The following is a 20,986-nucleotide window of genomic DNA, read 5'->3' on the forward strand; positions in this document are numbered from 1 at the left end:
GTGCTTGCAAGCAGCTGATATTAATTCAGATTTTCTGCTCGTCACCGGGGTATTTTTCAGAATGCAGCCGCCAGCGTCTAGCTATTTGAATTTGTTCAGTAGTTTTTCCAGCGCAGAGCGCTCTCCGGTCTCGGGCTTTTGCTCCGGGACGCTGTTTTGGCGCGTGGCGGCCGCAGGCTGTTGCGCGTGCTCAGTTGGCGCGCTTTGGGCCGCAGGCTGCTGTGCGGGTTGCGGTGCTGCCGCCTGTTTTTGCGCCTGCGTTTTTTGCGCCTGTGTTTTTTTAGCCTGAGGTTTTTGAACCTGTGATTTGGTGCCGGTCGAGCTGCGCGGCGGGGCGGTCCTGAGGGAGACTGCATTCATGAACTTGCCACCGTCCCCTGCGGCCAGGGCCGCAGCGCCGTCAGAGATGCCCCGGATCAGGTCGTCCAGCCAGCCTTGATCCGCCTTTGGGAAATCCCGCAAGACGTAGCCTGCAACGGCGTCCTTATGGCCGGGGTGGCCGATCCCCAGACGGACGCGTGCGTAATCGGGGCCAATATGGGCGTGCAGCGAGCGCAGACCGTTGTGGCCGGCATGACCACCGCCCTGTTTGACCCGACATTTTCCCGGCGCCAGATCCAACTCGTCATGCAGTACGATCACATCCGAGCTGCTGAGCTTGTAAAACCGCATCGCTTCGCCAACGGCCTGGCCGGACAGGTTCATGAAGGTCTGAGGTTTCAGCAAGAGCACCTTGACGCCGCCCAATGTCCCCTCACAGATCATCGCCTGATATTTGGCCTTCCACGGCGAAAAGCCGTGCGTGGAGGCGATCTCATCAAGGGCCATGAAGCCGATATTGTGGCGGTTCTGCGCATATTTGGCGCCGGGGTTGCCGAGCCCAACAAAGAGTTTCATAGCCTGTCTCGTCTCAAAAATCTGGCGGCGATCACCTGGACATGTTGCCACCTCTCGCCTGTCTGGGGTGCTTCATGACCTGTTTTGTCGCAAATATCCAGTGTCGCTCCGATGTACGGCCCCACGGCACGCCTCCCCCTGTGACGAAAGAGGGCATAGGGGACGCAGGCGCGCTCCCTATGAGGCCTCCCAAAGGGGAGGGCACTGAAACGAAACAAATAGCGCGCGCAATCGGTGCGTCAGCACATGCTTCAGGACCGCAGAGGCTGCTGCGCGGACATGCGCCGAGAGAGCTCTTTGCGCAGGGCGTTGGCGGAGTCACGTTCCACCAGATGGCGTGGAATGGGCTCCGATATGGTCTCATGGCCAAACCGGGGGGCATCAAAATTGAACCCCCGCAACATTCTGAAAAGAAGCCGCCTGCGCAGCGCTGCCTCTTCCTGCTCTAATTGATTCATCATCTCACATCCACTCCCCACCACGGTAGTAGGTAGAGTTTGCCCGATCAATTGCAAAGGAGAGGTTTGCGCGCGGTAACATTCTCTTTAGATTTTTTGCCGTTTTTTCCCCAGTTTTTGTGCATTGCCGCAGCCGAAGGGCACAAGAAAGCGGCACAAAAAACCGGTACAAAAAAACGGGGCTCCGAAGGACCCCGTTTCATCACTCCCCAAAAAGGAGGGCGATATTATTCTTCAGCTGCGGCTTCTTCACCGGCGGCTTCTTCTTCGTCTTCGTCGGCAGCAGAGATGCCACCAGGTGCGGCAATGTTTGCCACAACGAAGTCACGGTCGATGGTTGGGCGTGCACCGCTGGGCAGCTCGATCGACGAGATGGTGATCACATCGCCAATAGCGCTGTTTGCCAGGTCAACGGTCAGCTTCTCAGGGATCTCACCTGCGATGACAACCAGTTCGACTTCGGGACGAACCACGGCGAGCATGCCGCCTTTTTTGATGCCGGGGCAGGTGTCTTCGTTGATGAATTCAACCGGGATGAACAGGTTGATTTCCGAATTCCGACGCAGGCGCATCAGGTCCAGGTGGGTTGGCAGATCTTTGACAACGTCACGCTGAACGTCGCGGCAGATCACGCGCACATCTTCCTGGCCTTCAACTTTCAGGTTCCACAGAGTGGACTTGAATTTGCCGGCTTTCAGCTTTTTCAACAGAACGTTGAAAGGGATCTGGATCGAAAGTGGATCAGTATCACCACCGTAAACAACACCAGGAACCATACCAGCACGACGTGCTGCGCGAGCGGCGCCCTTGCCCGTCCCCACACGTTCCTCGGCGACGAGATCAGGAATCTCTTTTGCCATTTGAATTCTCCAATATATCTATGCGGGGTGCCTCCAAGGCTGTCACCCCACGTGAAGGCCTGCGCTTACACCAGAATGTTGGCTTTGAAAAGTACCGATCGCTTTCACAGCTCACTGAGGCGAGTATCGCATGGGAACCCTCTGTTAAAGTCGAGGTTTTATGCTGCCGACAACCCGTTTTTAGCCGAGGCTCCCCCGTGCTGCGCCTGATTTCCCTCTTTTTGCCAACAGTGATTCCCTCCTGGCGGTTTTTCCAGACCGTGGCCCCGTCGCCGCGGATTGAATACCGCCTTATTTTGGGCGAGCAGCCAGGCGACTGGCATGAGGATCGCCCCCGGCCAGCGCATCTCAGCTTTGCTCAGATACTGCGGCGGATGCTGTGGAACCCGGACTGGAACGAGCAATTGTATCTGGTCAGCTGCGCTGAACGGCTGATCGAGGCGCCAAGCCAGCACAGTCTGGATGAAATCAACACGCGCGTGGCGCGGCTTTTGCCCAAGGGGCCGCAACTGCTGCAGTTCCGGCTGGTTTTTGTCTCGCGCGAGGGGGCGCGGATTGTGAAGCTGGTGGAATATGAAAGTACCCCGGTGCCGCTCGCCGGCCTGCAGGAGGAAGCGGCATGAACGGGGCAGCGGTTTTAGAGCAGGGGCTTGCGGCGGGGTTTACTGCGGGTTTAACGGAGGGATTTACGGCAGGCCAGGCGATGGGCTGGATGCAGCTTTTGCTAGCCTTTGCCATAGCGCAGCAAAGCCTTGAGCACCTGCTGCGCGGCGACCGCGCGATCTTTGGGGCGAGGCTGCTGCTCTGTCTGGTTATGGCGCTGGGGATTGGCGGAGCCTGGCCGGTTTGGGGGCTGTGGGTCATTAGCCTCGCGATGCTCTGGCGCTATCAGGGGCCGTATAATGGCGGCAGTGACAAGATGACCATGCTGATCCTCTCCTGTCTCAGTCTGGCGCATCTCTCCACGACGCCGTTTTGGCAGGAGATGGCGCTGTCCTATCTGGCGGTGCAGCTGGTGCTGTCCTATTTTGTCTCGGGCTGGATCAAGGTGATCAATCCGGAATGGCAAAGGGGCGAGGCGCTGCGCGATGTCTTCCGCTTTTCCGCCTATCCCGTCAGCGAGGCTCTGCGGAGCTGGGCTGACCATCCGCGCCTGCTGTTTGTGATGGGCTGGACCGTGATGCTGTTCGAGCTGCTGTTTCCGCTGGCGCTATTGCACCCGGTCGCGTTGAAACTGGCGCTGCTCTGTGCCGCCGGATTTCATTTCTCCAACGCCTGCTTTTTTGCCTCAACAGGTTTTTCTGGATCTGGCTCTGTGCCTATCCGGCCCTGATTTGGTTCCAGGGCCGGATTTTTTAACGCAGGGCAATCAGGATCAGTCCTGACCTTTGCCTTAAAGCCCGTTGCCTTAAAGCCAGTTGCCTTAAAGCCAGTTGCCTTCAAAACCCTTGGGGATCAGCAGATTGTGCCGTCCCAGATCTGCAACATTGCGCTCGCCGCACAGCGCCATAGTGGTGTCGAGCTCCTTTTGGATGACCTCCAGCGCGGTGGTCACGCCCTGTTGTCCCATAGCGCCAAGCCCGTAGATATAGGCCCGCCCGATCATGGTGCCGGTGGCCCCCATGGCCAGCGCTTTCAGGACGTCCTGACCAGAGCGAATACCGCTGTCCAGGATGCCTTCGACCTCGCCGCCGCCAGCATCCAGAATCTGTGGCAGCATCCGGATCGAGCTGAGCGCGCCATCCAGCTGACGGCCGCCGTGATTTGACACAATGATCGCATCCGCGCCGACCTTTACCGCCATTTTGGCGTCTTCCGCGTCGAGGATGCCCTTCAGGATCACCTTGCCGTCCCACATCTCTTTCAGCTTGGCGATCTTGCCCCAGTCCAGCGACAGATCAAACTGCTCCGAGGTCCAGGCCCCCAGGGAGGATGCGTCCGAGATGCCCTCAACATGGCCCACGATATTGCCAAATTCGCGCCGTTTGGCGCCCAGCATCTGCAGACCCCAAGTCCATTTTGTCATCAGATTGGCAATGGTTTTTGGCGTCAGCTTTGGCGGCGCGGACAGGCCGTTTTTCAGATCCTTGTGGCGCTGGCCCAGAATCTGCAGATCCAGCGTGATCACCAGAGCCGAGCATTTGGCATCCTTGGCGCGCTGAATCAGACGGCGGACATAGTCCTCGTCATTCATGGTGTAGAGCTGAAACCAAAAGGGTTTGGTGGTGGCCTCGGCGACATCCTCGATCGAGTTGATCGACATGGTCGACAGCGTATAAGGCACGCCAAATTCCTCTGCCGCCCGGGCTGCTTTGATCTCGCCGTCGGCATGCTGCATGCCGGTCAGACCAACTGGCGCCAAAGCCACCGGCATGGCGACCTCTTTGCCAATCATCTGGCCACGGGTGCTGCGCCCTGACATGTCGACCGCGACGCGCTGGCGCAGGCGGATTTGTTCAAAATCAGAGGTGTTCTCGCGAAAGGTCTGCTCGGTCCAGCTGCCGCTTTCGGCATAATCAAAAAACATCCGCGGCACACGGCGCTCATAGATGCGTTTCAGGTCCTGAATATTTGTGATTACCGGCACGGATCAGTCCTCGCTATTACCTGGTAAGGATTCCTTACCAATTCGGGGGCGAGGTTGCAATACTGTTCACAGGACCGCGCCGACGCAAAAACCGCACCTCCAAAGCCGAATTTGGGGCGCGGCTTTGCCGTTCTGCGTCTGCCTTGAGGGACCAGATGAGCCCCGATGAGCCCCGGTTCAGCCCCGGTGGGCGCCGTCTGCCAGCGTTTTGACAAAATCCAGAACGTCGCGGGTTGTCTTGCCGGCGCCACTCAGGCTCACGATGGCACTGCCGACCACGGCACCATCTGAAATTGAGGCGATATTCTCGCTTTTTCGGGTGTATTGATGCCAAAGCCCACAATGACGGGAATATCCGTGGCGGCCTTGATGCGGGCCACTTCGGGGGCGACAGTGTCGGCCTGGGCCTCAGCGGCGCCAGTGATGCCGGTCACCGACACGTAATAGACAAAGCCAGAGGTGTTTTGTAGCACCTTGGGAAGGCGCGCATCATCGGTGGTTGGTGTTGCCAGACGGATGAAGTTCAGGCCGGCCTTCTGGGCTGGAATGCAAAGCTCGTCATCTTCTTCGGGTGGCAGGTCCACCACGATCAAACCATCGATGCCGACCGCTTTTGCATCCACAAGGAACTTGTCGACGCCGCGATTATAGATCGGGTTGTAATAGCCCATCAGAACGATTGGTGTGGTGTTGTCCGTTTGGCGGAAATCGGCTGCCAGCTGCAGGGTTTTTTCCAGGGTCATGCCGACGTCCAGGGCGCGCTGACCTGCCAGCTGAATGGTCGGGCCATCTGCCATCGGGTCGGTAAAGGGCAGGCCCAGCTCGATAATATCAACCCCTGCCGCTGGCAGGCCTTTGACCAGCTCCAGCGAGCTTTCATAATCGGGGTCACCCGCCATGACATAGGACACAAAGGCCTTTTTGCCGGCAGCTTTGAGTTCGGCGAATTTAGCGTCAATACGGGTCATGGTCAGGCCTCTTGCAACATACTGCTCTGGTTTGCCCAAAGTTGTAGGGGAAATCAATCCCGCCCTCAATCCCGCCCACTTAACGGCCCACAGTTCGGTTCACAGTGCTGCTCTGTACCCGAACTGCGCCTTGTCGTGTCAGTTCAGCGGAACATGCCAGCGCAGCATCACCGCATTGACGCCGGGGTTGATCCGGCCTGTCGAGGCGTTGGATTTATGACCCAAAGCAAGCGACAGGGCTTTGCCATTGTTGAACCGCTTGCCAACGGCGATCTGGCTGCGCACCTCAAAGGTTGAGCCAAGATCGTTGAATGTAATGCCTTCAGAATAGGCACCCGGCAATACACTGGCCTCGATGAACCAGTTGTGCTGCAGATCCCAATTGCCGCTGACGCCACCGCCGATAAATGCATCTCCGGTTTCTGCGACCTCAATCACGCCTGCCAGGCGGGCAGAGAAGCGGCCCTTTTCGTAAAAGGGGCTGTGAAGATATTCGAGCGAGAAAATTGCGCCATCCTCGGCGCCATTGAGGGAATAGTCGGTATAGCCTGCGCCAAGAACAATTTCCTGGCTGGTTGCGGCTTGGGCAAAGCCTGCAATCAAGGCTGCACAGAATAGAATATTTCGTTTCATTTCGTCCCCGAAGCATGGTCAAATTTTGTCGGATATTCAAATTTTGTCGGATATAATGTCGCTAGTACCGAGTTAAACCTCTTCCACAGCAAAAACGAGATCTGCTGCGGCCAAATTTGCAGCTTTTCTCGGGATGGTGACTGGATGACGACAGGATGCAGACAGGGTGCAGACCGGATGCAGACAGGGCTCTGGACGACAGAGCTGCCTTGCGCCGGAAGCCAATGCTGCCTAGAAGCCATTCCCAAGTGGCATCAGGAGGCCGATATGGGCTTTAAAATGGGAATTGTGGGCCTGCCGAATGTCGGCAAGTCGACCTTGTTCAACGCGTTGACCAAAACAGCATCGGCGCAGGCGGCGAACTTTCCGTTCTGCACGATCGAGCCCAATGTGGGAGAGGTCGGCGTTCCGGACGCACGTCTGGACCAGCTGGCAGCGATTGCCGGCTCCAAACAGATCATCCCGACCCGGATGACCTTTGTTGACATCGAGGGCTGGTCAAAGGCGCGTCCAAGGGCGAAGGCCTGGGCAACCAGTTTCTGGCGAATATCCGCGAAACCGATGCAATTGCTCATGTTTTGCGCTGCTTTGAAGATGGTGACGTGACCCATGTCGACGGTCGCGTCGACCCGGTGGCGGATGCTGAAACCATCGAGACAGAGCTGATGCTGGCGGATCTTGAGAGCATCGAGAAGCGCCGCGCCGGTCTGGTGCGCAAGATTAAAGGCAACGACAAAGAGGCCGTGCAACAGGAACGTCTGCTGGCTGAGGCGCAGGCGATGCTGGAAGATGGCAAGCCCGCACGCCTCATTGAGGTCGACGAAGACGACGCCAAGGCCTGGCGGATGTTGCAACTGCTGACCACCAAACCGGTGCTCTATGTCTGCAACGTAGGTGAGTCGGAATCGGTCGATGGCAACGAACATTCTGCCAAAGTTGCCGCGATGGCTGCAGCGCAGGGCAATGCGCATGTAATTATTTCGGCCCAGATCGAAGAAGAAATCAGCCAGCTTGAGGCGGATGAGGCACAGATGTTCCTCGAAGAGATGGGCCTGCAGGAAGCGGGCCTCGACCGGCTTATCCGCGCGGGCTATGAGCTGTTGCATCTGGAAACCTATTTCACTGTTGGGCCGAAAGAGGCCCGTGCCTGGACCATTCGTGCGGGCACGTCAGGCCCCCAGGCGGCCGGTGTTATTCATGGCGACTTTGAAAAAGGCTTCATTCGGGCCGAAACCATCGCCTTTGAGGACTTCATTGCCTGCAATGGCGAACAGGGGGCCAAAGAAGCGGGCAAGATGCGCGCCGAGGGCAAATCCTACGTCGTCAAGGATGGCGATGTGATGCACTTCCTGTTCAGCAAATAGGATTTTGTCACTGTGCGGGCATTGTGCAGGCATGGTCGGCACGGAAACTGACACCACTCCAGACTGCCCATACGAGAGAGCCGACAGGCACCACACAGGCACCACACAGGCACCACACAGGCACGACCTACAGGCACCACCTAAAGACACAGCCCGTGCAGATGACCTGCGCGGGCGGTTTTCTGTGGGTCTGCTGAAAAACGATTGCCGCTACGGCCCTGTGGTTGGCTGGCTGGGCTTGCAGCAGCGCCGGGGCAAGTGCTAGGCGGACGCAAGAACCGAGATGGAAACTTTTATGGTCAAACTCATTATCGACACGGATCCCGGCATTGATGATGCCATGGCAATATTTTATGCCGCCGCCGCTCCGGATATCGAACTTTTGGGGCTCTCCACGATTTTTGGCAATGTCACAACCGAGGTCGCCACCCGTAACGCCCTGCGTCTGCTTGAGGCGGTGGAGCTGTCTGTGCCGGTGGCCCATGGCGCCGACAAGCCACTCTCACTGCCGCCATTTCGCCATCGGCGCGGGTGCATGGGGTTGAGGGCTTTGGCGACATCCCCTCTGAGACCCCCAAGGGGCTGCCTGTCGATGAAGAGGCTGCCGATTTCCTGATCCGCATGGCGCGCGAACACAAAGGAGAGCTGGTGCTCTGCCCGATTGGGCCGCTGACCAATATTGCCCTGGCCATGCAACGCGACCCGGAGTTTGTCAAAAACCTCAAACGCATTGTCATTATGGGGGGCTCGCTGGAGGAGGGGGGCAATGTCACGCCGCATGCGGAGGCCAATATCTATCATGACCCGCAGGCGGCAGATGTGGTTTTTGGCGCTGGTAACAAGGTGGTGATGGTGGGGCTGGATGTCACCCACCGTATTCTGTGCACCAAGGAAGATTTTGCCTCCATCGCGACGCAGTCGCCCACCTTGGGGGGCATGGTGCAGCGCATGTCCGAGTTTTACCTGTCCTTTTATGCCTCGGTCGGGAAGTTCGACGGCTGCTCTTTGCATGATCCGGCGGCGGTGATCGCCTGCAGCAATCCAGAGCTTTTTGAAACCCGCAAGACACCTGTCCGGGTGGTCTGCGGCGGCGAAGAGATCGGCGCCACTGTGGTGGCTGACAAGGGCAGCCGCGACGCGGTCTCTGTCTGCATGCAAGTTGACGCCGGGGCCGTAAAATCACTGTTTCTCGAACGCCTGGCGCTTTTGCCCTAGTCTGGCGCTTTTGCCCTAGTCTGGCCCTGTTGCGCCGGTCTGGCGCTGTTGCCTGATGCAGTTTCCTGATCGGGGCGCGGTAAAAGGGCACAGGCAAAAAGGGCACAGGCAAACTGGACGGCTAAATGGGGCTGGGCTGTGCCGTAGCCCCATTTGTTTTGACAGCCGGGTTTGAAGCGGCCTGGGGGATTAACCCTGCACGATCTTTTGCATCTGGACCCCCAGACCCTCGACGCCCAGTTCCATCTGATCCCCGGCTTTCAGGTAGACGGGATTGGGTTTCATCCCCATGCCCACGCCGGGCGGGGTGCCGGTAGAGATCACATCCCCCGGCTGCAGGCTCATAAAGCGCGACAGATAGGCGACAATATGGGCAACGCCGTAAACCATGGTGGCGGTAGAGCCAGTCTGCACCCGGATGCCATTCACGTCCAGATACATGCTGAGGTTCTGCGGATCCGGCACCTCGTCACGGGTCACCAGCCAGGGGCCGATGGGGCCAAAGGTATCGGCGGATTTCCCCTTGGTCCATTGCCCCTCATGTTTGATCTGGAAATCCCGCTCTGAGAGATCATTGATGACGCAATAGCCCGCGACATGCTCCAGAGCCTCGGCCTCAGTGATGTATTTTGCCTCCTTGCCGATCACCACGCCCAGTTCGACCTCCCAGTCGGTGGCGGATGAGCCACGCGGGATCTCGATGTCGTCATTGGCGCCGCAGATGGCCGAGGTGGCCTTGGCAAAGATCACCGGCTCAGCCGGCACAGTCATGCCAGCCTCGGCGGCATGATCAGAGTAGTTGAGGCCGATGCAGATGAATTTTCCGGTCTGCGCAACACAGGGGCCGTAGCGGTCCACCTGAACGGCGGGCAGGGTTTTTGGGTCAAGGGCTGCAATCTTTGCCAGAGCTGCATCGCTCAGGGTGTCGGCGGCAATATCGGCGACATGGGCGGACAGATCCCGCACCGTGCCGCTGCCATCCAACAGTCCGGGTTTCTCATGCCCTTTGGGGCCAAATCGTAGCAGCTTCAAATCAGTATTCTCCGTTCAGGTGATCCCGCGTCCATGCCAAAGCATGGGGCCAGGGGATGACAGCGGCAACGCGCATGGCGGGACTGCCCTGCTGTCGGCTTGGTGATTGGAGAGATCCTGCATAGTGGCCTGCAGGGCGCAACCAGAATGTTGCCAAAACCGCAGCGAGGGCTGCCCCATCAGCCCGCTGAAACCTGTAATCTGGCTGTGACGCAGCTGGCCGGAGGGGCAAGATTCAGCTCTGTTTCGCGAGGGGGAGAGAAGGTCGGGCCAACAGCTTCGGGAGGAGGAGAATCTGTTGGCCCTGGTTTTAACGGGCTCCGGGAGGAAGAACCGTTAAAGTGCGGTTTCAGGATGACTCTGGGAGGAGCGAGACCTGATACCTGTCACTGCCGACCATGCAGAGCGGCCATTGATTTCGTGAAGGGTCAGTGACGTTTCACCGCAAGCGTCGGGGTCACAGACCGTCGTATTCGTATGACAGCAGGAATTGCGCATGGCGCTTGATCCCACTGCGGGTGATTCCGATTTGCGCCAGTTCTTTGTCGGACATCTGGTTCAGAACCGATTCCATCTTGGCGGTCTGCACATTGGACAGAAATGTCGCCAATCCGCTCCGCGCTTTCGACAAAATGTCGAGTGAGGCACCGGATACCAAAGTCGCGACCTGTCCGAGATGCAGCCAAAGCTTTGCACCGGGGAGGGTGTTGCTAGGATACTTCATGTTTTGTCCTTTCGACTGGTCTCAAGAGCGATCCTGCGAATGTGAGCGCGAGGTATGCCAAGATCAGCAAGCTCCCGGTCTGAAAGACCGCGAAGCTCAGACAGGGTGGAGAGATACAGGTCGCGGCGCAGCTTTGCGGCTTTCACGGCAGACAGCATTTGCGCCAGGCGCCAACGCAGGGAACCCAAGATCAATTTTTGGGCGAACATTGGTGTGTATGAATGCCATTGACTTCAGGCCTCCTCATTTTGATTGCTGCGACGCAGTATTTGTGCCGCACTGCAGCAATACCGCTAACGAACAAGATCTCCAATCCTCTAAATATGCATAGGGGATGTTCCAAATTGGAAAGGGTACCGCCGCATGATGGATATTTCCTCGCAGATGCTGGCTTTTGTGAAGGTCGTGGAACTGGGCAGTATCTCAGCGGCCTCGCGGGCGAGTGGACAAACGCCCTCGGCCGTCAGTAAGCAAATTCGAAACCTGGAGGATCATGTCGGGTACAGGTTGCTGCATCGCTCAAAAACCGGGGTTTCCATGACCGATGAAGCCCGGGACTATTATGAAAAATGCCGGGCGGTGGCCGCTGCCATGCTGGAGGCGGAAGCCCATATTTCCAACCAGAAAGGCAAGCCCAACGGCGTGTTGCGGGTTGCCTCCAGCGTTGCCTTTGGCAAATACCAGCTCATCACCGCTTTGCCCGAATTCCTTGATCTTTATCCCGAAATTACAGTCTCACTAGAGCTGAGCGACCGACAGATTGCCCTGGAAGAAGAGAGCTTTGACGTCTCGATCAGCTTTGCTGAGCAGCTGACGAATCCGAATGTCGTGGCGCGCCGGATCCTGAAGAATGAGCGTGTGCTGTGTGCCTCCCCCAGCTTTCTTGCGAAGCACGGCACCCCCAAGAGCTTTGGCGATTTGGCACGGTTCAATTGCCTGCGGACCTCTAACTTTGTCGGCAGAAATGCCTGGGAGGCCGAGCTGGATCAGGTCAAACACCGGGTTGATGCTGCCGGAAATTTTGTCGGCAACAGCGCCGACGCGGTTTATCGCGCCGTTTTGGCCGGCCTGGGTATTGCCCGGCTGTCAAACTATATCGTTGCCGAAAAAATCGCCACCGGCGAGCTGGTCAGGTTGTTTCCGGCCTATACGCAAAAACATGCGGATGTGGCGGTGATCTTTGCGGATAAGAGCAAATGGCCCCCAAGATCCGTGTTTTTGTGGACTTTATGGCAGCGCATTTTAACCGATGACGCTGCCACAGCGCGCGGCCTGGCCACCCCGGGTGGAGGCAATACAGGCCGTGGCGACACAGGCGTGATAACACGGGCCGTGGCACGGGGGCAGGCTAGGCAGGCACCTCATAGCGCAGCCCGCCCATCTCGGCCACAAACCTCAGCACTTCATTGATGCCTTCGTCGTGGCGCAGAGAGCAGAAGGCGAACGGCAGCTTGCCGCGCATCCTTTCACTGTCGCGCTTCATCACGTCCAGGCTGGCGCCAACATGTGGTGCAAGGTCGGTTTTGTTGATCACCAGAAGATCGGATTTAGTGATGGCAGGGCCGCCCTTGCGCGGGATTTCCTCGCCTGCAGCCACATCAATCACATAGATCGTGAGGTCAGCCAGCTCGGGGCTGAAGGTCGCTGACAGATTGTCGCCACCACTCTCGATCAGCACGACCTCCAGATCCGCATGGCGTTTGCGCATCTCGGCGATGGCGGCCAGATTGATCGAGGCATCCTCGCGGATGGCGGTGTGGGGACAGCCGCCTGTTTCGACACCGATGACGCGATCCTGCGGCAGAATTTGCATCCGCATCAGGGCTTCGGCGTCTTCCTGGGTGTAGATGTCATTGGTGATGACACCGATAGAGATATTCGGATGCAAAGCCCGGGCGAGGGAGGCTGTCAGGGTGGTTTTACCGGCGCCAACAGGCCCCCCGATCCCAATGCGCAACGGGCCATTCAGACGTGTCATGAGCGAAATATCCTTGGTTGAAGAGTTTCATGGGTCATTGCCGCAATATCGGACAAAAAGGCGCTGCTCTGCAGGTCGTCCAATGTGCTGTGCTGCGTGTCCCGCGCGATTTTTGTGCAGTCAGGTGTCAGCGCGGCAAGAACGGCCTGCCCGGCGGTCTGGCCCAGTGGCACAAGGCGCACCGCCGCCGAGACAAGGTTGCTGGTAAAGGCCTGCAGATACAGCCCGGCTGTCAGGGTCAGATCGAGCTCCAGCCGCGCCGCGGCTGCCCCAACGGCGACCGGATAGGCAAGGCCTTTCAGCTCTCCTCCCCAAATAGCAGCGGTGGTCTGACAAAAGGCATCCCCCTGCAGCTCGGTCTCCATCCGGCGCTCAGCACTGGCACAAAAGGCGAGAGCTGTTGCGTTCACATGGGCCAAAGCAGCGGAATTGGCGCTGGCATAGGCCGCACGCAGCAGGATGCAGTCATTGCGCCCGCTGCCGTGGTGCAGCAGATCTGACAGCCAGAGCTGCAGATCCTCAGGCGTTGCAACCGTGCCGGACTGGATCGCGGTTTCCAACCCGTGTGAATAGGCAAAGGCCCCCACCGGAAAGGCGGGAGACAGCCACTGCGCCAGGGTCAGCAGGCCAGTCCCAGAACCAGTCCCAGTTCCTGTGGCAGTGCTAGTGTTCATGCGCAGTTGCGACATGTTCATGCGAATGGGTGCGGCCATGCCCATAGGCGCCGCCTTCGGGACTAAAGGCCTGTGTCACGTGATCAAGGCTGGCGCCAAGGTGCTCAAGCATGTGACCGATCACCGGGTCGGCCTGAATCAGCAGATGGTCGGCATTGATCTGGCAGGGCGTATGACGGTTGCCGATGTGCCAGGCCAGACGTACCAGATCGGGGCCGGTCACCTTCAGCAGCTCTTCGGGGGCGGCTTTGATCTCAACAAAGGTGCCGTCGTCCAGCTCCAGGCAGTCGCCGTGGTTCAGCGAGGTGGTTTGCTCAAGGTCGACCAGAAAGGGCCTGCCTGCGGTGGTGACCAGTTTTTTGCGCCGCAAGAACCGCTCGGTGTAATCAAGAGCGCAGCACTCTGACTGCGCGCTGTTGGCGGCGTGGCGATGGACGATCTGGGCCAGGGGAAGTGTGGTCATGGATGCCTCTCAAAACATAAAGTAGCGCTGGGCCATTGGCAGCACCTCTGCCGGCTGGCAGGTCAAAAGCTCGCCATCGGCGCGGACCTCATAGGTCTCTGGATGCACGTCGATTTTGGGGGTCGCAGCGTTCAGGATCATGTCCGCCTTGCCGATGTTGCGGGTGTTGCGCACGGCGATGGTTTGTTTGCTCAGGCCCAGGCTCTCGCGGATATTGGCCGATTGCGCCGCCTCAGACACAAAGCTGACAGAGCTGTGGCGCAGCGAGGTGCCCAGAGCGCCAAACATCTGGCGGCTGTAGACCGGCTGTGGTGTCGGGATAGAGGCATTGGGGTCGCCCATCTGTGCTACGACAATAGTGCCTGCCATCAGCACCATCTCAGGTTTCACCCCAAAGAAGGCCGGGTTCCACAACACAAGATCGGCGCGTTTTCCAACCGTGATATCGCCCAGAACATGGCTGACACCCTGCGCAATCGCCGGGTTGATGGTGTATTTTGCAATATAGCGGCGCACCCGCATGTTGTCATTGTCGCCAACTTCCTCAGAGAGAGGCCCGCGCTGTTTCTTCATCTTGTCAGCGGTTTGCCAGGTGCGGATCAGTACCTCGCCGACCCGGCCCATGGCCTGACTGTCAGAGGCGATGATGGAAAAGGCGCCGATGTCGTGCAGAATGTCCTCGGCCGCAATGGTTTCGCGGCGGATGCGGCTTTCGGCAAAGGCGATGTCCTCGGGGATGGATTTGTCGAGGTGATGGCACACCATCAGCATATCCAGATGTTCTTCCAGCGTGTTGACGGTGAAAGGCCGTGTCGGGTTGGTCGACGACGGCAGCACATGCGCCTCGCCGCAGATCTTGATGATGTCCGGCGCGTGGCCACCGCCTGCACCCTCTGTGTGGAAGGCATGGATCGTGCGCCCCTTCAGGGCGGCCACGGTATGTTCCACAAAACCGCTTTCGTTCAGCGTGTCGGTATGGATCATGACCTGCACGTCCATGTCATCGGCAACCGAAAGGCAGCAGTCAATCGCGGCCGGGGTGGTGCCCCAGTCCTCATGCAGTTTCAGCGCACAGGCGCCGCCTTTGACCATCTCAACCAGAGCCTCGGGCTGGCTGGCATTGCCCTTGCCCGAGAGGCCGATGTTCATGGGAATGCCATCAAAGGACTGCAGCATGCGGCCAATATGCCAGGGGCCGGGGGTGCAGGTGGTGGCCAGGGTGCCATGGGCCGGCCCGGTGCCGCCGCCAAAGCAGGTGGTGACGCCGGAATGCAGCGAATCCTCCATCTGTTGCGGGCAGATAAAGTGAATATGGCTGTCCATGCCGCCCGCCGTCAGGATGCGGCCTTCGCCTGCAATCACCTCGGTGCCGGGGCCGACAATGATATCAACGCCGGATTGCGTATCCGGGTTGCCTGCCTTGCCGATGGCGTGGATCAGCCCGCCCTTGAGGGCGACATCGGCCTTGTAGATGCCAGAATGGTCAACGATCAGCGCATTGGTGATCACCGTATCCACAGCGCCTGCGGCGCGGGTGACCTGCGACTGACCCATGCCATCGCGGATCACTTTGCCACCGCCGAATTTCACTTCTTCGCCATAGGTGGTCAGGTCGCGTTCGACCTCGATGATCAGATCGGTATCGGCCAGGCGCAGCCTGTCGCCAGTGGTAGGGCCATACATCGCCGCATAGTCTGAACGGGGTATTTCGCGGGGCATGTCAGAGATCTCCCATGATGAGCTGATTAAAGCCGTAAATGCGCCGCAGCCCGCCGACCGGGATCAGCTGGACTTCGCGGCGTTGGCCCGGCTCAAAACGGACCGCCGTGCCAGAGGCGATATCCAGACGCATGCCGCGCGCGGCGGCGCGGTCAAAATCAAGCGCCGGGTTGGTTTCGGCAAAATGAAAATGGCTGCCCACCTGCACGGGCCGGTCTCCGGTATTGGCAACCATCAGGGTGATCGCTTCGGCGCCCTGGTTTAGGGTCAGGGTCCCTTCGGCCGGGAAGAGCTCTCCGGGGATCATGTGCGGTTTTTCCACAGAATATAGCCACCTGCCACGATCAGCGCCACAAGTGCTGCCAGACCGATCATATCCTCAGGGTGCGTATGGATCTCGCGGGCACCATGCGCCAGCGCAGGCGAAGAGAGCAGGGCAAGTGACAGAGACAGGGCGAGGCCGGTTTGCAGGGTTTTCATTGAGAGGGCTCCTTTGGCGGATTGGATAGCGTATTGAATAGGGAGGCTGATTTAGCGGATGGGGTTGTGGACGGTGACCAGTTTGGTGCCGTCTGGAAAGGTGGCTTCGACCTGCACCTCGTGGATCATTTCGGCGATGCCTTCCATGCACTGGCCGCGACTGATCACCTGACCCCCGGCCTCCATCATATCGGCAACCGAGCGCCCATCGCGGGCGCCTTCCACAACGACGTCGGTGATCAGGGCAATCGCCTCGGGGTGGTTCAGTTTGACGCCACGGGCCAGGCGCTTGCGGGCGACCTCTGCGGCCATGGCGATCAGCAGTTTGTCTTTTTCACGCGGGGTGAGTTGCATGGGTTACAGCCTCCAGGATTTCGGCAAAGCGTTGTGAGAAAGGAGTTCAAGGACGGGGATGAGGCTGCGCCGCAGCTCAAAACTGTCGCTGGCGAGCTGACGTATGACCAGCACGTCCTCAGCAAGCAGGCTGGCGCCTGCGGTCTCGGGCAACAGGGCGCGCACGGCCCCAAGATGGTTTGAGGCCTTGGCATTCACCATCACCACGCTGGCCATTGCTGCGGCACCATTTGCGGTTGCGGGTCGCGCCAGATGGGCGGTGGCATCGCCGCCCAGATCCATGCTGCCCAGATCCATGCCGTCCAGATATAGCGGAGATCCGGCGCGGGTTATGGTGATGCGGTCACGAAACATCACCTCGCGCAGTGTCTCACCCATTGCGGTGCGCCCAAAGACAACGGGCTCGACCAGCAGCAGATCCGCGCCGGGCTGCAGGCGATGTCCAGCCGCCGGTTGAGGGCGCAGCGATCAAACAGGATCAATTCCTGCGGCAGCCATTTGAGCGCGGCACCTGTCTGCACAGACAGGCGTGATGTGACCTGGCCGACCTCGCCGGGCTGGGCGCGGTAGGCGCGCTCTGCCGCCTGGGTGGTGAGGGTCAGCTGCGCGCCTGTCTGCAGGGAAATGTCGAGATCAAACTGATCGCCGCCGGTAATGCCACCCGCCGTATTGACCAGGATCACCTCGCTGTCCTGACTGTGGCTGTGTGGAAAGACCAGTTTAGTCGATCCGGATTGGCGCAGGTCCTGCAGGCGGGTTTTTCCCGTGCTGTCCGCCCGCACACACAGCCGGCCAGTCCCGACTGCACGGGGTTCACGGCCGTCATGCGAGAGAGGTCTGACAGGGCTATGGGGTGGACTGAGAGATGACAGGCTCCTGCGGCAACGGGTGGATGGTTTTCTATTTCGCCTTTTGTTTGACCAGACTGAGAGCAAGATCGGCAATGTTTGTCGCCAAAAGAGGCGGTGATATGTTGGCGGAGGTCATTTTTTGGGCGGTTGCGTCGCTGGGTGCTCATATTTGCAGCGGTTCTGGCGAGTTGCCGCGTTTTTGCGCCCCGGCAATTGCTCTGGGTGCAGTGCCTCCGCAATGCTGAGCCATCCCCGGATGTGGAATCAAATTACGTTGAGGGGGGGGGTGTGACGACCGGTAGAATTGGACCTCGTGCCAGCCGTCACACGGTTTGCAACACTTACGTTGCAGGGAGTAGTTAAAGCGCCGGAGTTCCAAGAACAAGGCGCAAGCGGCTATCCCTGCTGGGAGACATCACATGAAAACGACAACTGCTCTTGCTACGGCTCTTACACTGGCGACAGCGCTGCCTGCACTGGCCGATGACTGCACCATCAAAGTGGGTGTTTTGCACTCGCTGTCCGGCACCATGGCAATTTCCGAGACAACCCTGAAAGACACCATGCTGACCCTGATCGACCAGCAAAACGCCAAGGGTGGCGTGATTGGCTGCGAACTGGAAGCCGTCGTGGTTGACCCGGCCTCGGATTGGCCGCTGTTTGCTGAAAAGGCGCGCGAATTGCTCACAGTGCATGAGGTCGACGTGATCTTTGGCAACTGGACCAGCGTTAGCCGCAAATCCGTGCTGCCGGTCATCGAAGAGCTGAACGGCTTGCTGTTTTACCCTGTGCAATACGAGGGCGAAGAGAGCTCGAAAAACGTCTTTTACACCGGTGCTGCGCCCAACCAGCAGGCCATTCCTGCAACGGATTACTTCCTCGAAGAGCTGGGCATCGAAAAATTCGCTCTGCTGGGCACGGACTATGTCTACCCCCGGACAACCAACAATATTCTTGAGGCCTATCTGCAGTCAAAAGACATCGCAAAAGACGATATCTTTGTGAACTACACGCCCTTTGGTCATTCTGACTGGTCCAAGATCGTGGCGGATGTTGTTGCTCTGGGTGCTGACGGCAAAAAGGTCGGCGTGATTTCAACCATCAATGGTGACGCAAACATCGGCTTTTACAAAGAGCTGGCCGCTGCGGGTATTTCGGCGGATGACATTCCGGTTGTTGCCTTCTCGGTTGGCGAAGAAGAGCTCTCTGGTCTGGATACCAGCAACCTTGTTGGCCACCTGGCAGCCTGGAACTATTTCCAGTCGGCTGAAACAGATGCAAACGCCGACTGGATTGCAGCCTGGAAGGGCCGCATGGGCGAAGAGCGTGTGACCAATGACCCAATGGAAGCCCATTACATCGGCTTTAACATGTGGGTGAATGCGGTCGCCGCCGCAGGCAAGGTCGACGTCGACGCCGTGCGTGATGCGATGTACGGGCAAGAGTATCCAAACTTGACGGGCGGTACAGCTGTCATGCTGCCAAACCACCACCTGTCCAAACCGGTCCTGATTGGTGAAATCACCGCCGAAGGCCAGTTCGACATCATCAGCCAGACCAGCGAAGTGCCCGGCGATGCCTGGACCGACTTCCTGCCAGAATCCGCCAAACTGGTCTCTGACTGGAAAGACCTCGGCTGCGGTATGTACAACACCGAGACAAAAAGCTGCGTGCAGACTTTGTCTAACTACTAATCATTCGATCTGTGAGGGCGTGCCAGACACGCCCTCACTCTTTAAACACTCCGAAAGTCCCCCCTTATGAAGTCTCTGTTTTTGGCTCTGCTTTCGGCAGTGCTGTTGACCACTGCTGCCCCGGCAATGGCAGGCACAGTACAGGAAGTCCTGCAAGACCAGCGCGCGCTGATCGAGAAAAGCTCTCGGCGCACAGTTGGCCCCGCAATTGACGCATTGGTGATGAGTGACTTGCCGCAGATGCAGGCCGTGCTCGAGGCCTGGCAGGCCAAAGAGATGTGGCAGCGCAAAGAAGATGGCTGGTTTTTTGCCGCCTCCAAAAACGCCGATGGCACCTACGTGCTGCACCGGTTTGAGGACGGCACCAAGGTTGGGGACTATGCCAAGGGCGCGCTGAAGCAGTTGAAACCCAACAGTGGCGTGCGCGCCATGATCGCGACAGCGCTGGTGCAATACCAGCTGTCCGATCCGGATATCAATAAGCGCACCGGCGCGCTCGATTCCATTGCCCGCGACCCCGAAGCCGCCTTGCTGGCGCCGCTGCGCGCGTCTATTCCCGGTGAGACAGATCCGGGCGTTCTGAGCCGCAAGACCCGGCTGGAACGCCTGATGAGCATGGCATATGACACAGATATTGCGGTGCGGGTGACCGCCATAAACGACATGTCCGGCGATCTCGGCGTTGATTTTCGCGCCACACTGAACCCAATTTTGACAACCAAAACCACGATCCTTGCGGTTGGCCAGACCACGGATGCCACCACGGATGCAAATGTTGCGCGTGTGCTGCTGCCCGGAAGCGAGACCCTGTCGACCCAGGCGGCCTATGCGCTGCTGGTTGCCGCAGACCTCGCCCCGGCTGAGCTGACGCAGGACGCACGCGACGCCGCCCTTGAGGCAAATATTGAGGCAGGCCGGGTCGGGGGTTTTCCTGTGGCCCAGCTTGGCACGCAGGCGAAACGAGATGCGGCCTATGATGCCTTGGTCGCGGCCGACCTGGCGGCGCCGCGCATCACGGCAGAAGACATAGCTGCCAGCCTCGCCAGCTATCAGTTCCGTGAAATCTATCAGGAGCCGTCACAGGCGGTGACAGATGTTGCCGCGGCTGCCCTTGCAAAATCTGAGGGCCGTGTGGCGGTCAATCAGGCGGTTGATCTGGGGCTGGATGCCTTGTCACTGGCCTCGATCTATTTTCTCGCCGCCATTGGCCTTGCGATTACCTTTGGGGTGATGGGCGTGATCAACATGGCGCACGGTGAGTTCATCATGATGGGCGCCTACACCGGCTATGTCGTGCAAATGTTCATTGCGAACCACACGCTTTCGATCCTTGTGGCAGTGCCGCTGGCCTTTGCGGTGACATTTGCCGCCGGCGTCGCCCTAGAGCGACTGGTGATCCGCTGGCTGGCGCATCGCCCGCTTGAGACCCTGTTGGCCACCTTTGGCGTATCAATTGCGCTGCAGCAGCTGGCCAAGAATATCTTTGGCACGCAAGCGCGCCCGCTGACCGCACCGGCCTGGCTGGACGGCACCTGGGTGATCAATGATGTGGTGGCGATCAGCTCTATCCGCATTGCGATTTTCATTCTGGCGCTGCTGTTTCTGGGGCTTTTCCTGTTCATCATGAAACGCACGCGCCTGGGGCTTGAGACCCGCGCCGTGACGCAAACCCCCCGTATGGCCGCCAGCATGGGCATCAATCCGGACCGAGTGAATATGCTCACCTTTGGGCTGGGCTCTGGCATTGCCGGCATTGCCGGGGTGGCAATTGGTCTCTTTGCCAAAGTCACCTCTGAGATGGGCGGCGACTACATCGTTCAGAGCTTTATGACGGTGGTTGTTGGCGGAGTTGGCAATATCTGGGGCACCCTTGCGGGCGCGATGATGATTGGCGGCTTCCAAAAGGGCGTAGAGTGGCTCAACCCCTCCAACACCTTGGCGGCACAGACCTATATGATCGTCTTCATCATCATATTCATTCAATTCCGACCCCGGGGGATCATCGCCCTCAAAGGTCGCGCGGCAGGAGATTGAT

At 58.8% G+C, this 20,986-nt stretch carries 22 protein-coding genes and 3 pseudogenes; 7 read left to right on the plus strand and 18 right to left on the minus strand.

The window, feature by feature from the left end; genetic code table 11:
* Positions 1-81: 81 nt before the first annotated feature.
* The 3 genes from pth to B4968_RS01085 form a co-directional block, all read right to left on the minus strand.
* Complete coding sequence (gene pth / locus B4968_RS01075; RefSeq protein WP_083095885.1) at positions 82-897, minus strand: aminoacyl-tRNA hydrolase; 816 nt, start codon at positions 895-897, stop codon at positions 82-84.
* A 251-nt stretch (positions 898-1,148) separates the two neighbouring features.
* Positions 1,149-1,358: a peptidyl-tRNA hydrolase gene (locus B4968_RS01080; RefSeq protein WP_083095930.1), complete on the minus strand. Its 210-nt coding sequence runs from the start codon at positions 1,356-1,358 to the stop codon at positions 1,149-1,151.
* A gap of 224 nt (positions 1,359-1,582) precedes the next feature.
* Positions 1,583-2,215: a 50S ribosomal protein L25/general stress protein Ctc gene (locus tag B4968_RS01085; protein ID WP_083095886.1), complete on the minus strand. Its 633-nt coding sequence runs from the start codon at positions 2,213-2,215 to the stop codon at positions 1,583-1,585.
* Positions 2,216-2,412: 197 nt separating this feature from the next.
* On the opposite strand from B4968_RS01085, the gene B4968_RS01090 reads away from it, so the two are divergent.
* Positions 2,413-2,838, plus strand: a complete 426-nt coding sequence (locus B4968_RS01090) for a hypothetical protein (protein WP_083095888.1) — start codon at positions 2,413-2,415, stop codon at positions 2,836-2,838.
* Entirely contained in the window at positions 2,835-3,548 is a 714-nt protein-coding gene (locus B4968_RS01095) for an HTTM domain-containing protein (protein WP_241525487.1), read from the plus strand. The genes B4968_RS01090 and B4968_RS01095 overlap by 4 nt, the downstream gene beginning before the upstream one ends.
* 90 nt (positions 3,549-3,638) lie before the next feature.
* Here B4968_RS01095 and B4968_RS01100 read toward each other — a convergent pair whose 3' ends face one another.
* The 3 genes and pseudogenes from B4968_RS01100 to B4968_RS01110 all read right to left on the minus strand — a co-directional run bounded on the left by B4968_RS01100 (position 3,639) and on the right by B4968_RS01110 (position 6,403).
* The gene (locus B4968_RS01100; protein ID WP_083095889.1) at positions 3,639-4,802 is read right to left on the minus strand and encodes an alpha-hydroxy acid oxidase; all 1,164 of its coding nucleotides are present in this window, start codon (positions 4,800-4,802) and stop codon (positions 3,639-3,641) included.
* Positions 4,803-4,979: 177 nt separating this feature from the next.
* A pseudogene (gene trpA, locus B4968_RS01105) lies at positions 4,980-5,770 on the minus strand (tryptophan synthase subunit alpha).
* 138 nt (positions 5,771-5,908) lie between these two features.
* Positions 5,909-6,403 (minus strand): acyloxyacyl hydrolase, encoded by a 495-nt coding sequence (locus B4968_RS01110; protein ID WP_083095891.1) that lies wholly within the window; start codon positions 6,401-6,403, stop codon positions 5,909-5,911.
* Positions 6,404-6,670: 267 nt separating this feature from the next.
* On the opposite strand from B4968_RS01110, the pseudogene ychF reads away from it, so the two are divergent.
* Positions 6,671-7,767 (plus strand): annotated as a pseudogene (gene ychF / locus B4968_RS01115) (redox-regulated ATPase YchF).
* A gap of 295 nt (positions 7,768-8,062) precedes the next feature.
* Positions 8,063-8,982, plus strand: a pseudogene (locus tag B4968_RS01120) (nucleoside hydrolase).
* A 189-nt stretch (positions 8,983-9,171) separates the two neighbouring features.
* On the opposite strand, the gene B4968_RS01125 reads toward B4968_RS01120, so the two are convergent.
* The 3 genes from B4968_RS01125 to B4968_RS01135 form a co-directional block, all read right to left on the minus strand.
* Entirely contained in the window at positions 9,172-10,014 is an 843-nt protein-coding gene (locus B4968_RS01125) for a fumarylacetoacetate hydrolase family protein (protein ID WP_083095892.1), read from the minus strand.
* A gap of 457 nt (positions 10,015-10,471) precedes the next feature.
* Entirely contained in the window at positions 10,472-10,738 is a 267-nt protein-coding gene (locus B4968_RS01130) for a DUF1127 domain-containing protein (RefSeq protein ID WP_083095894.1), read from the minus strand.
* Complete coding sequence (locus B4968_RS01135) at positions 10,735-10,947, minus strand: YjiS-like domain-containing protein (RefSeq protein ID WP_083095895.1); 213 nt, start codon at positions 10,945-10,947, stop codon at positions 10,735-10,737. Before B4968_RS01135 ends, B4968_RS01130 begins: the two co-directional genes overlap by 4 nt.
* Before the next feature lie 154 nt (positions 10,948-11,101).
* On the opposite strand from B4968_RS01135, the gene B4968_RS01140 reads away from it, so the two are divergent.
* A complete protein-coding gene (locus tag B4968_RS01140; RefSeq protein ID WP_241525488.1) occupies positions 11,102-12,148 on the plus strand; it encodes a LysR family transcriptional regulator in 1,047 nt (348 codons plus the stop codon).
* Here the strand turns inward: B4968_RS01140 and ureG are convergent.
* Genes ureG through B4968_RS26420 form a run of 9 tightly spaced genes read right to left on the minus strand, consistent with a single transcriptional unit; the run spans position 12,087 to position 17,188 of the window.
* On the minus strand, positions 12,087-12,716 hold the full coding sequence (gene ureG, locus B4968_RS01145; protein ID WP_083095897.1) for an urease accessory protein UreG: 630 nt from the start codon (positions 12,714-12,716) through the stop codon (positions 12,087-12,089). The two genes, B4968_RS01140 and ureG, sit on opposite strands and share 62 nt — an antisense overlap.
* Positions 12,713-13,435, minus strand: a complete 723-nt coding sequence (locus tag B4968_RS01150; RefSeq protein ID WP_338153181.1) for an urease accessory protein UreF — start codon at positions 13,433-13,435, stop codon at positions 12,713-12,715. The genes ureG and B4968_RS01150 overlap by 4 nt, the downstream gene beginning before the upstream one ends.
* Positions 13,380-13,853 carry an urease accessory protein UreE gene (locus B4968_RS01155; RefSeq protein ID WP_083095899.1) on the minus strand — a complete coding sequence of 158 codons (474 nt, stop codon included), beginning with the start codon at positions 13,851-13,853 and terminating at the stop codon, positions 13,380-13,382. Before B4968_RS01155 ends, B4968_RS01150 begins: the two co-directional genes overlap by 56 nt.
* A gap of 9 nt (positions 13,854-13,862) precedes the next feature.
* Positions 13,863-15,572 carry an urease subunit alpha gene (gene ureC, locus B4968_RS01160; RefSeq protein ID WP_083095901.1) on the minus strand — a complete coding sequence of 570 codons (1,710 nt, stop codon included), beginning with the start codon at positions 15,570-15,572 and terminating at the stop codon, positions 13,863-13,865.
* Between the two features lies 1 nt (position 15,573).
* Positions 15,574-15,879, minus strand: coding sequence for an urease subunit beta (locus B4968_RS01165; protein ID WP_083095902.1), 306 nt, complete (start codon positions 15,877-15,879; stop codon positions 15,574-15,576).
* On the minus strand, positions 15,876-16,052 hold the full coding sequence (locus B4968_RS23420; RefSeq protein ID WP_161492542.1) for a hypothetical protein: 177 nt from the start codon (positions 16,050-16,052) through the stop codon (positions 15,876-15,878). Before B4968_RS23420 ends, B4968_RS01165 begins: the two co-directional genes overlap by 4 nt.
* Before the next feature lie 51 nt (positions 16,053-16,103).
* Positions 16,104-16,406 carry an urease subunit gamma gene (locus B4968_RS01170; RefSeq protein ID WP_083095904.1) on the minus strand — a complete coding sequence of 101 codons (303 nt, stop codon included), beginning with the start codon at positions 16,404-16,406 and terminating at the stop codon, positions 16,104-16,106.
* A 3-nt stretch (positions 16,407-16,409) separates the two neighbouring features.
* The gene (locus tag B4968_RS26415) at positions 16,410-16,784 is read right to left on the minus strand and encodes an urease accessory protein UreD (RefSeq protein ID WP_338153182.1); all 375 of its coding nucleotides are present in this window, start codon (positions 16,782-16,784) and stop codon (positions 16,410-16,412) included.
* On the minus strand, positions 16,760-17,188 hold the full coding sequence (locus B4968_RS26420; protein ID WP_338153183.1) for an urease accessory protein UreD: 429 nt from the start codon (positions 17,186-17,188) through the stop codon (positions 16,760-16,762). The genes B4968_RS26415 and B4968_RS26420 overlap by 25 nt, the downstream gene beginning before the upstream one ends.
* Before the next feature lie 488 nt (positions 17,189-17,676).
* Between B4968_RS26420 and urtA the strand changes: the two genes are divergently transcribed.
* Both urtA and urtB read left to right on the plus strand, forming a co-directional pair.
* Positions 17,677-18,951 carry an urea ABC transporter substrate-binding protein gene (gene urtA, locus B4968_RS01180; protein WP_083095905.1) on the plus strand — a complete coding sequence of 425 codons (1,275 nt, stop codon included), beginning with the start codon at positions 17,677-17,679 and terminating at the stop codon, positions 18,949-18,951.
* Between the two features lie 66 nt (positions 18,952-19,017).
* Positions 19,018-20,985, plus strand: a complete 1,968-nt coding sequence (urtB, locus tag B4968_RS01185; protein WP_083095907.1) for an urea ABC transporter permease subunit UrtB — start codon at positions 19,018-19,020, stop codon at positions 20,983-20,985.
* Position 20,986: the final 1 nt, after the last annotated feature.

Source organism: Pseudophaeobacter leonis (assembly GCF_002087335.1).
Lineage (GTDB): Bacteria > Pseudomonadota > Alphaproteobacteria > Rhodobacterales > Rhodobacteraceae > Pseudophaeobacter > Pseudophaeobacter leonis.

Bases quoted from the DNA above. Each gene is read 5' to 3' on its own strand.
- B4968_RS01155 (WP_083095899.1), bottom strand. From the start codon at position 13,853: ATGACCACACTTCCCCTGGCCCAGATCGTCCATCGCCACGCCGCCAAC.
- B4968_RS26415 (WP_338153182.1), bottom strand. From the start codon at position 16,784: ATGGGTGAGACACTGCGCGAGGTGATGTTTCGTGACCGCATCACCATA.
- B4968_RS01150 (WP_338153181.1), bottom strand. From the start codon at position 13,435: ATGGGCATGGCCGCACCCATTCGCATGAACATGTCGCAACTGCGCATG.
- ureG (WP_083095897.1), bottom strand. From the start codon at position 12,716: ATGACACGTCTGAATGGCCCGTTGCGCATTGGGATCGGGGGGCCTGTT.
- B4968_RS01165 (WP_083095902.1), bottom strand. From the start codon at position 15,879: ATGATCCCCGGAGAGCTCTTCCCGGCCGAAGGGACCCTGACCCTAAAC.
- B4968_RS01135 (WP_083095895.1), bottom strand. From the start codon at position 10,947: ATGTTCGCCCAAAAATTGATCTTGGGTTCCCTGCGTTGGCGCCTGGCG.
- B4968_RS01170 (WP_083095904.1), bottom strand. From the start codon at position 16,406: ATGCAACTCACCCCGCGTGAAAAAGACAAACTGCTGATCGCCATGGCC.
- B4968_RS01095 (WP_241525487.1), top strand. From the start codon at position 2,835: ATGAACGGGGCAGCGGTTTTAGAGCAGGGGCTTGCGGCGGGGTTTACT.
- urtB (WP_083095907.1), top strand. From the start codon at position 19,018: ATGAAGTCTCTGTTTTTGGCTCTGCTTTCGGCAGTGCTGTTGACCACT.
- B4968_RS01080 (WP_083095930.1), bottom strand. From the start codon at position 1,358: ATGATGAATCAATTAGAGCAGGAAGAGGCAGCGCTGCGCAGGCGGCTT.
- B4968_RS01110 (WP_083095891.1), bottom strand. From the start codon at position 6,403: ATGAAACGAAATATTCTATTCTGTGCAGCCTTGATTGCAGGCTTTGCC.
- urtA (WP_083095905.1), top strand. From the start codon at position 17,677: ATGAAAACGACAACTGCTCTTGCTACGGCTCTTACACTGGCGACAGCG.
- B4968_RS23420 (WP_161492542.1), bottom strand. From the start codon at position 16,052: ATGAAAACCCTGCAAACCGGCCTCGCCCTGTCTCTGTCACTTGCCCTG.
- B4968_RS01130 (WP_083095894.1), bottom strand. From the start codon at position 10,738: ATGAAGTATCCTAGCAACACCCTCCCCGGTGCAAAGCTTTGGCTGCAT.
- ureC (WP_083095901.1), bottom strand. From the start codon at position 15,572: ATGCCCCGCGAAATACCCCGTTCAGACTATGCGGCGATGTATGGCCCT.
- B4968_RS01140 (WP_241525488.1), top strand. From the start codon at position 11,102: ATGATGGATATTTCCTCGCAGATGCTGGCTTTTGTGAAGGTCGTGGAA.
- pth (WP_083095885.1), bottom strand. From the start codon at position 897: ATGAAACTCTTTGTTGGGCTCGGCAACCCCGGCGCCAAATATGCGCAG.
- B4968_RS01085 (WP_083095886.1), bottom strand. From the start codon at position 2,215: ATGGCAAAAGAGATTCCTGATCTCGTCGCCGAGGAACGTGTGGGGACG.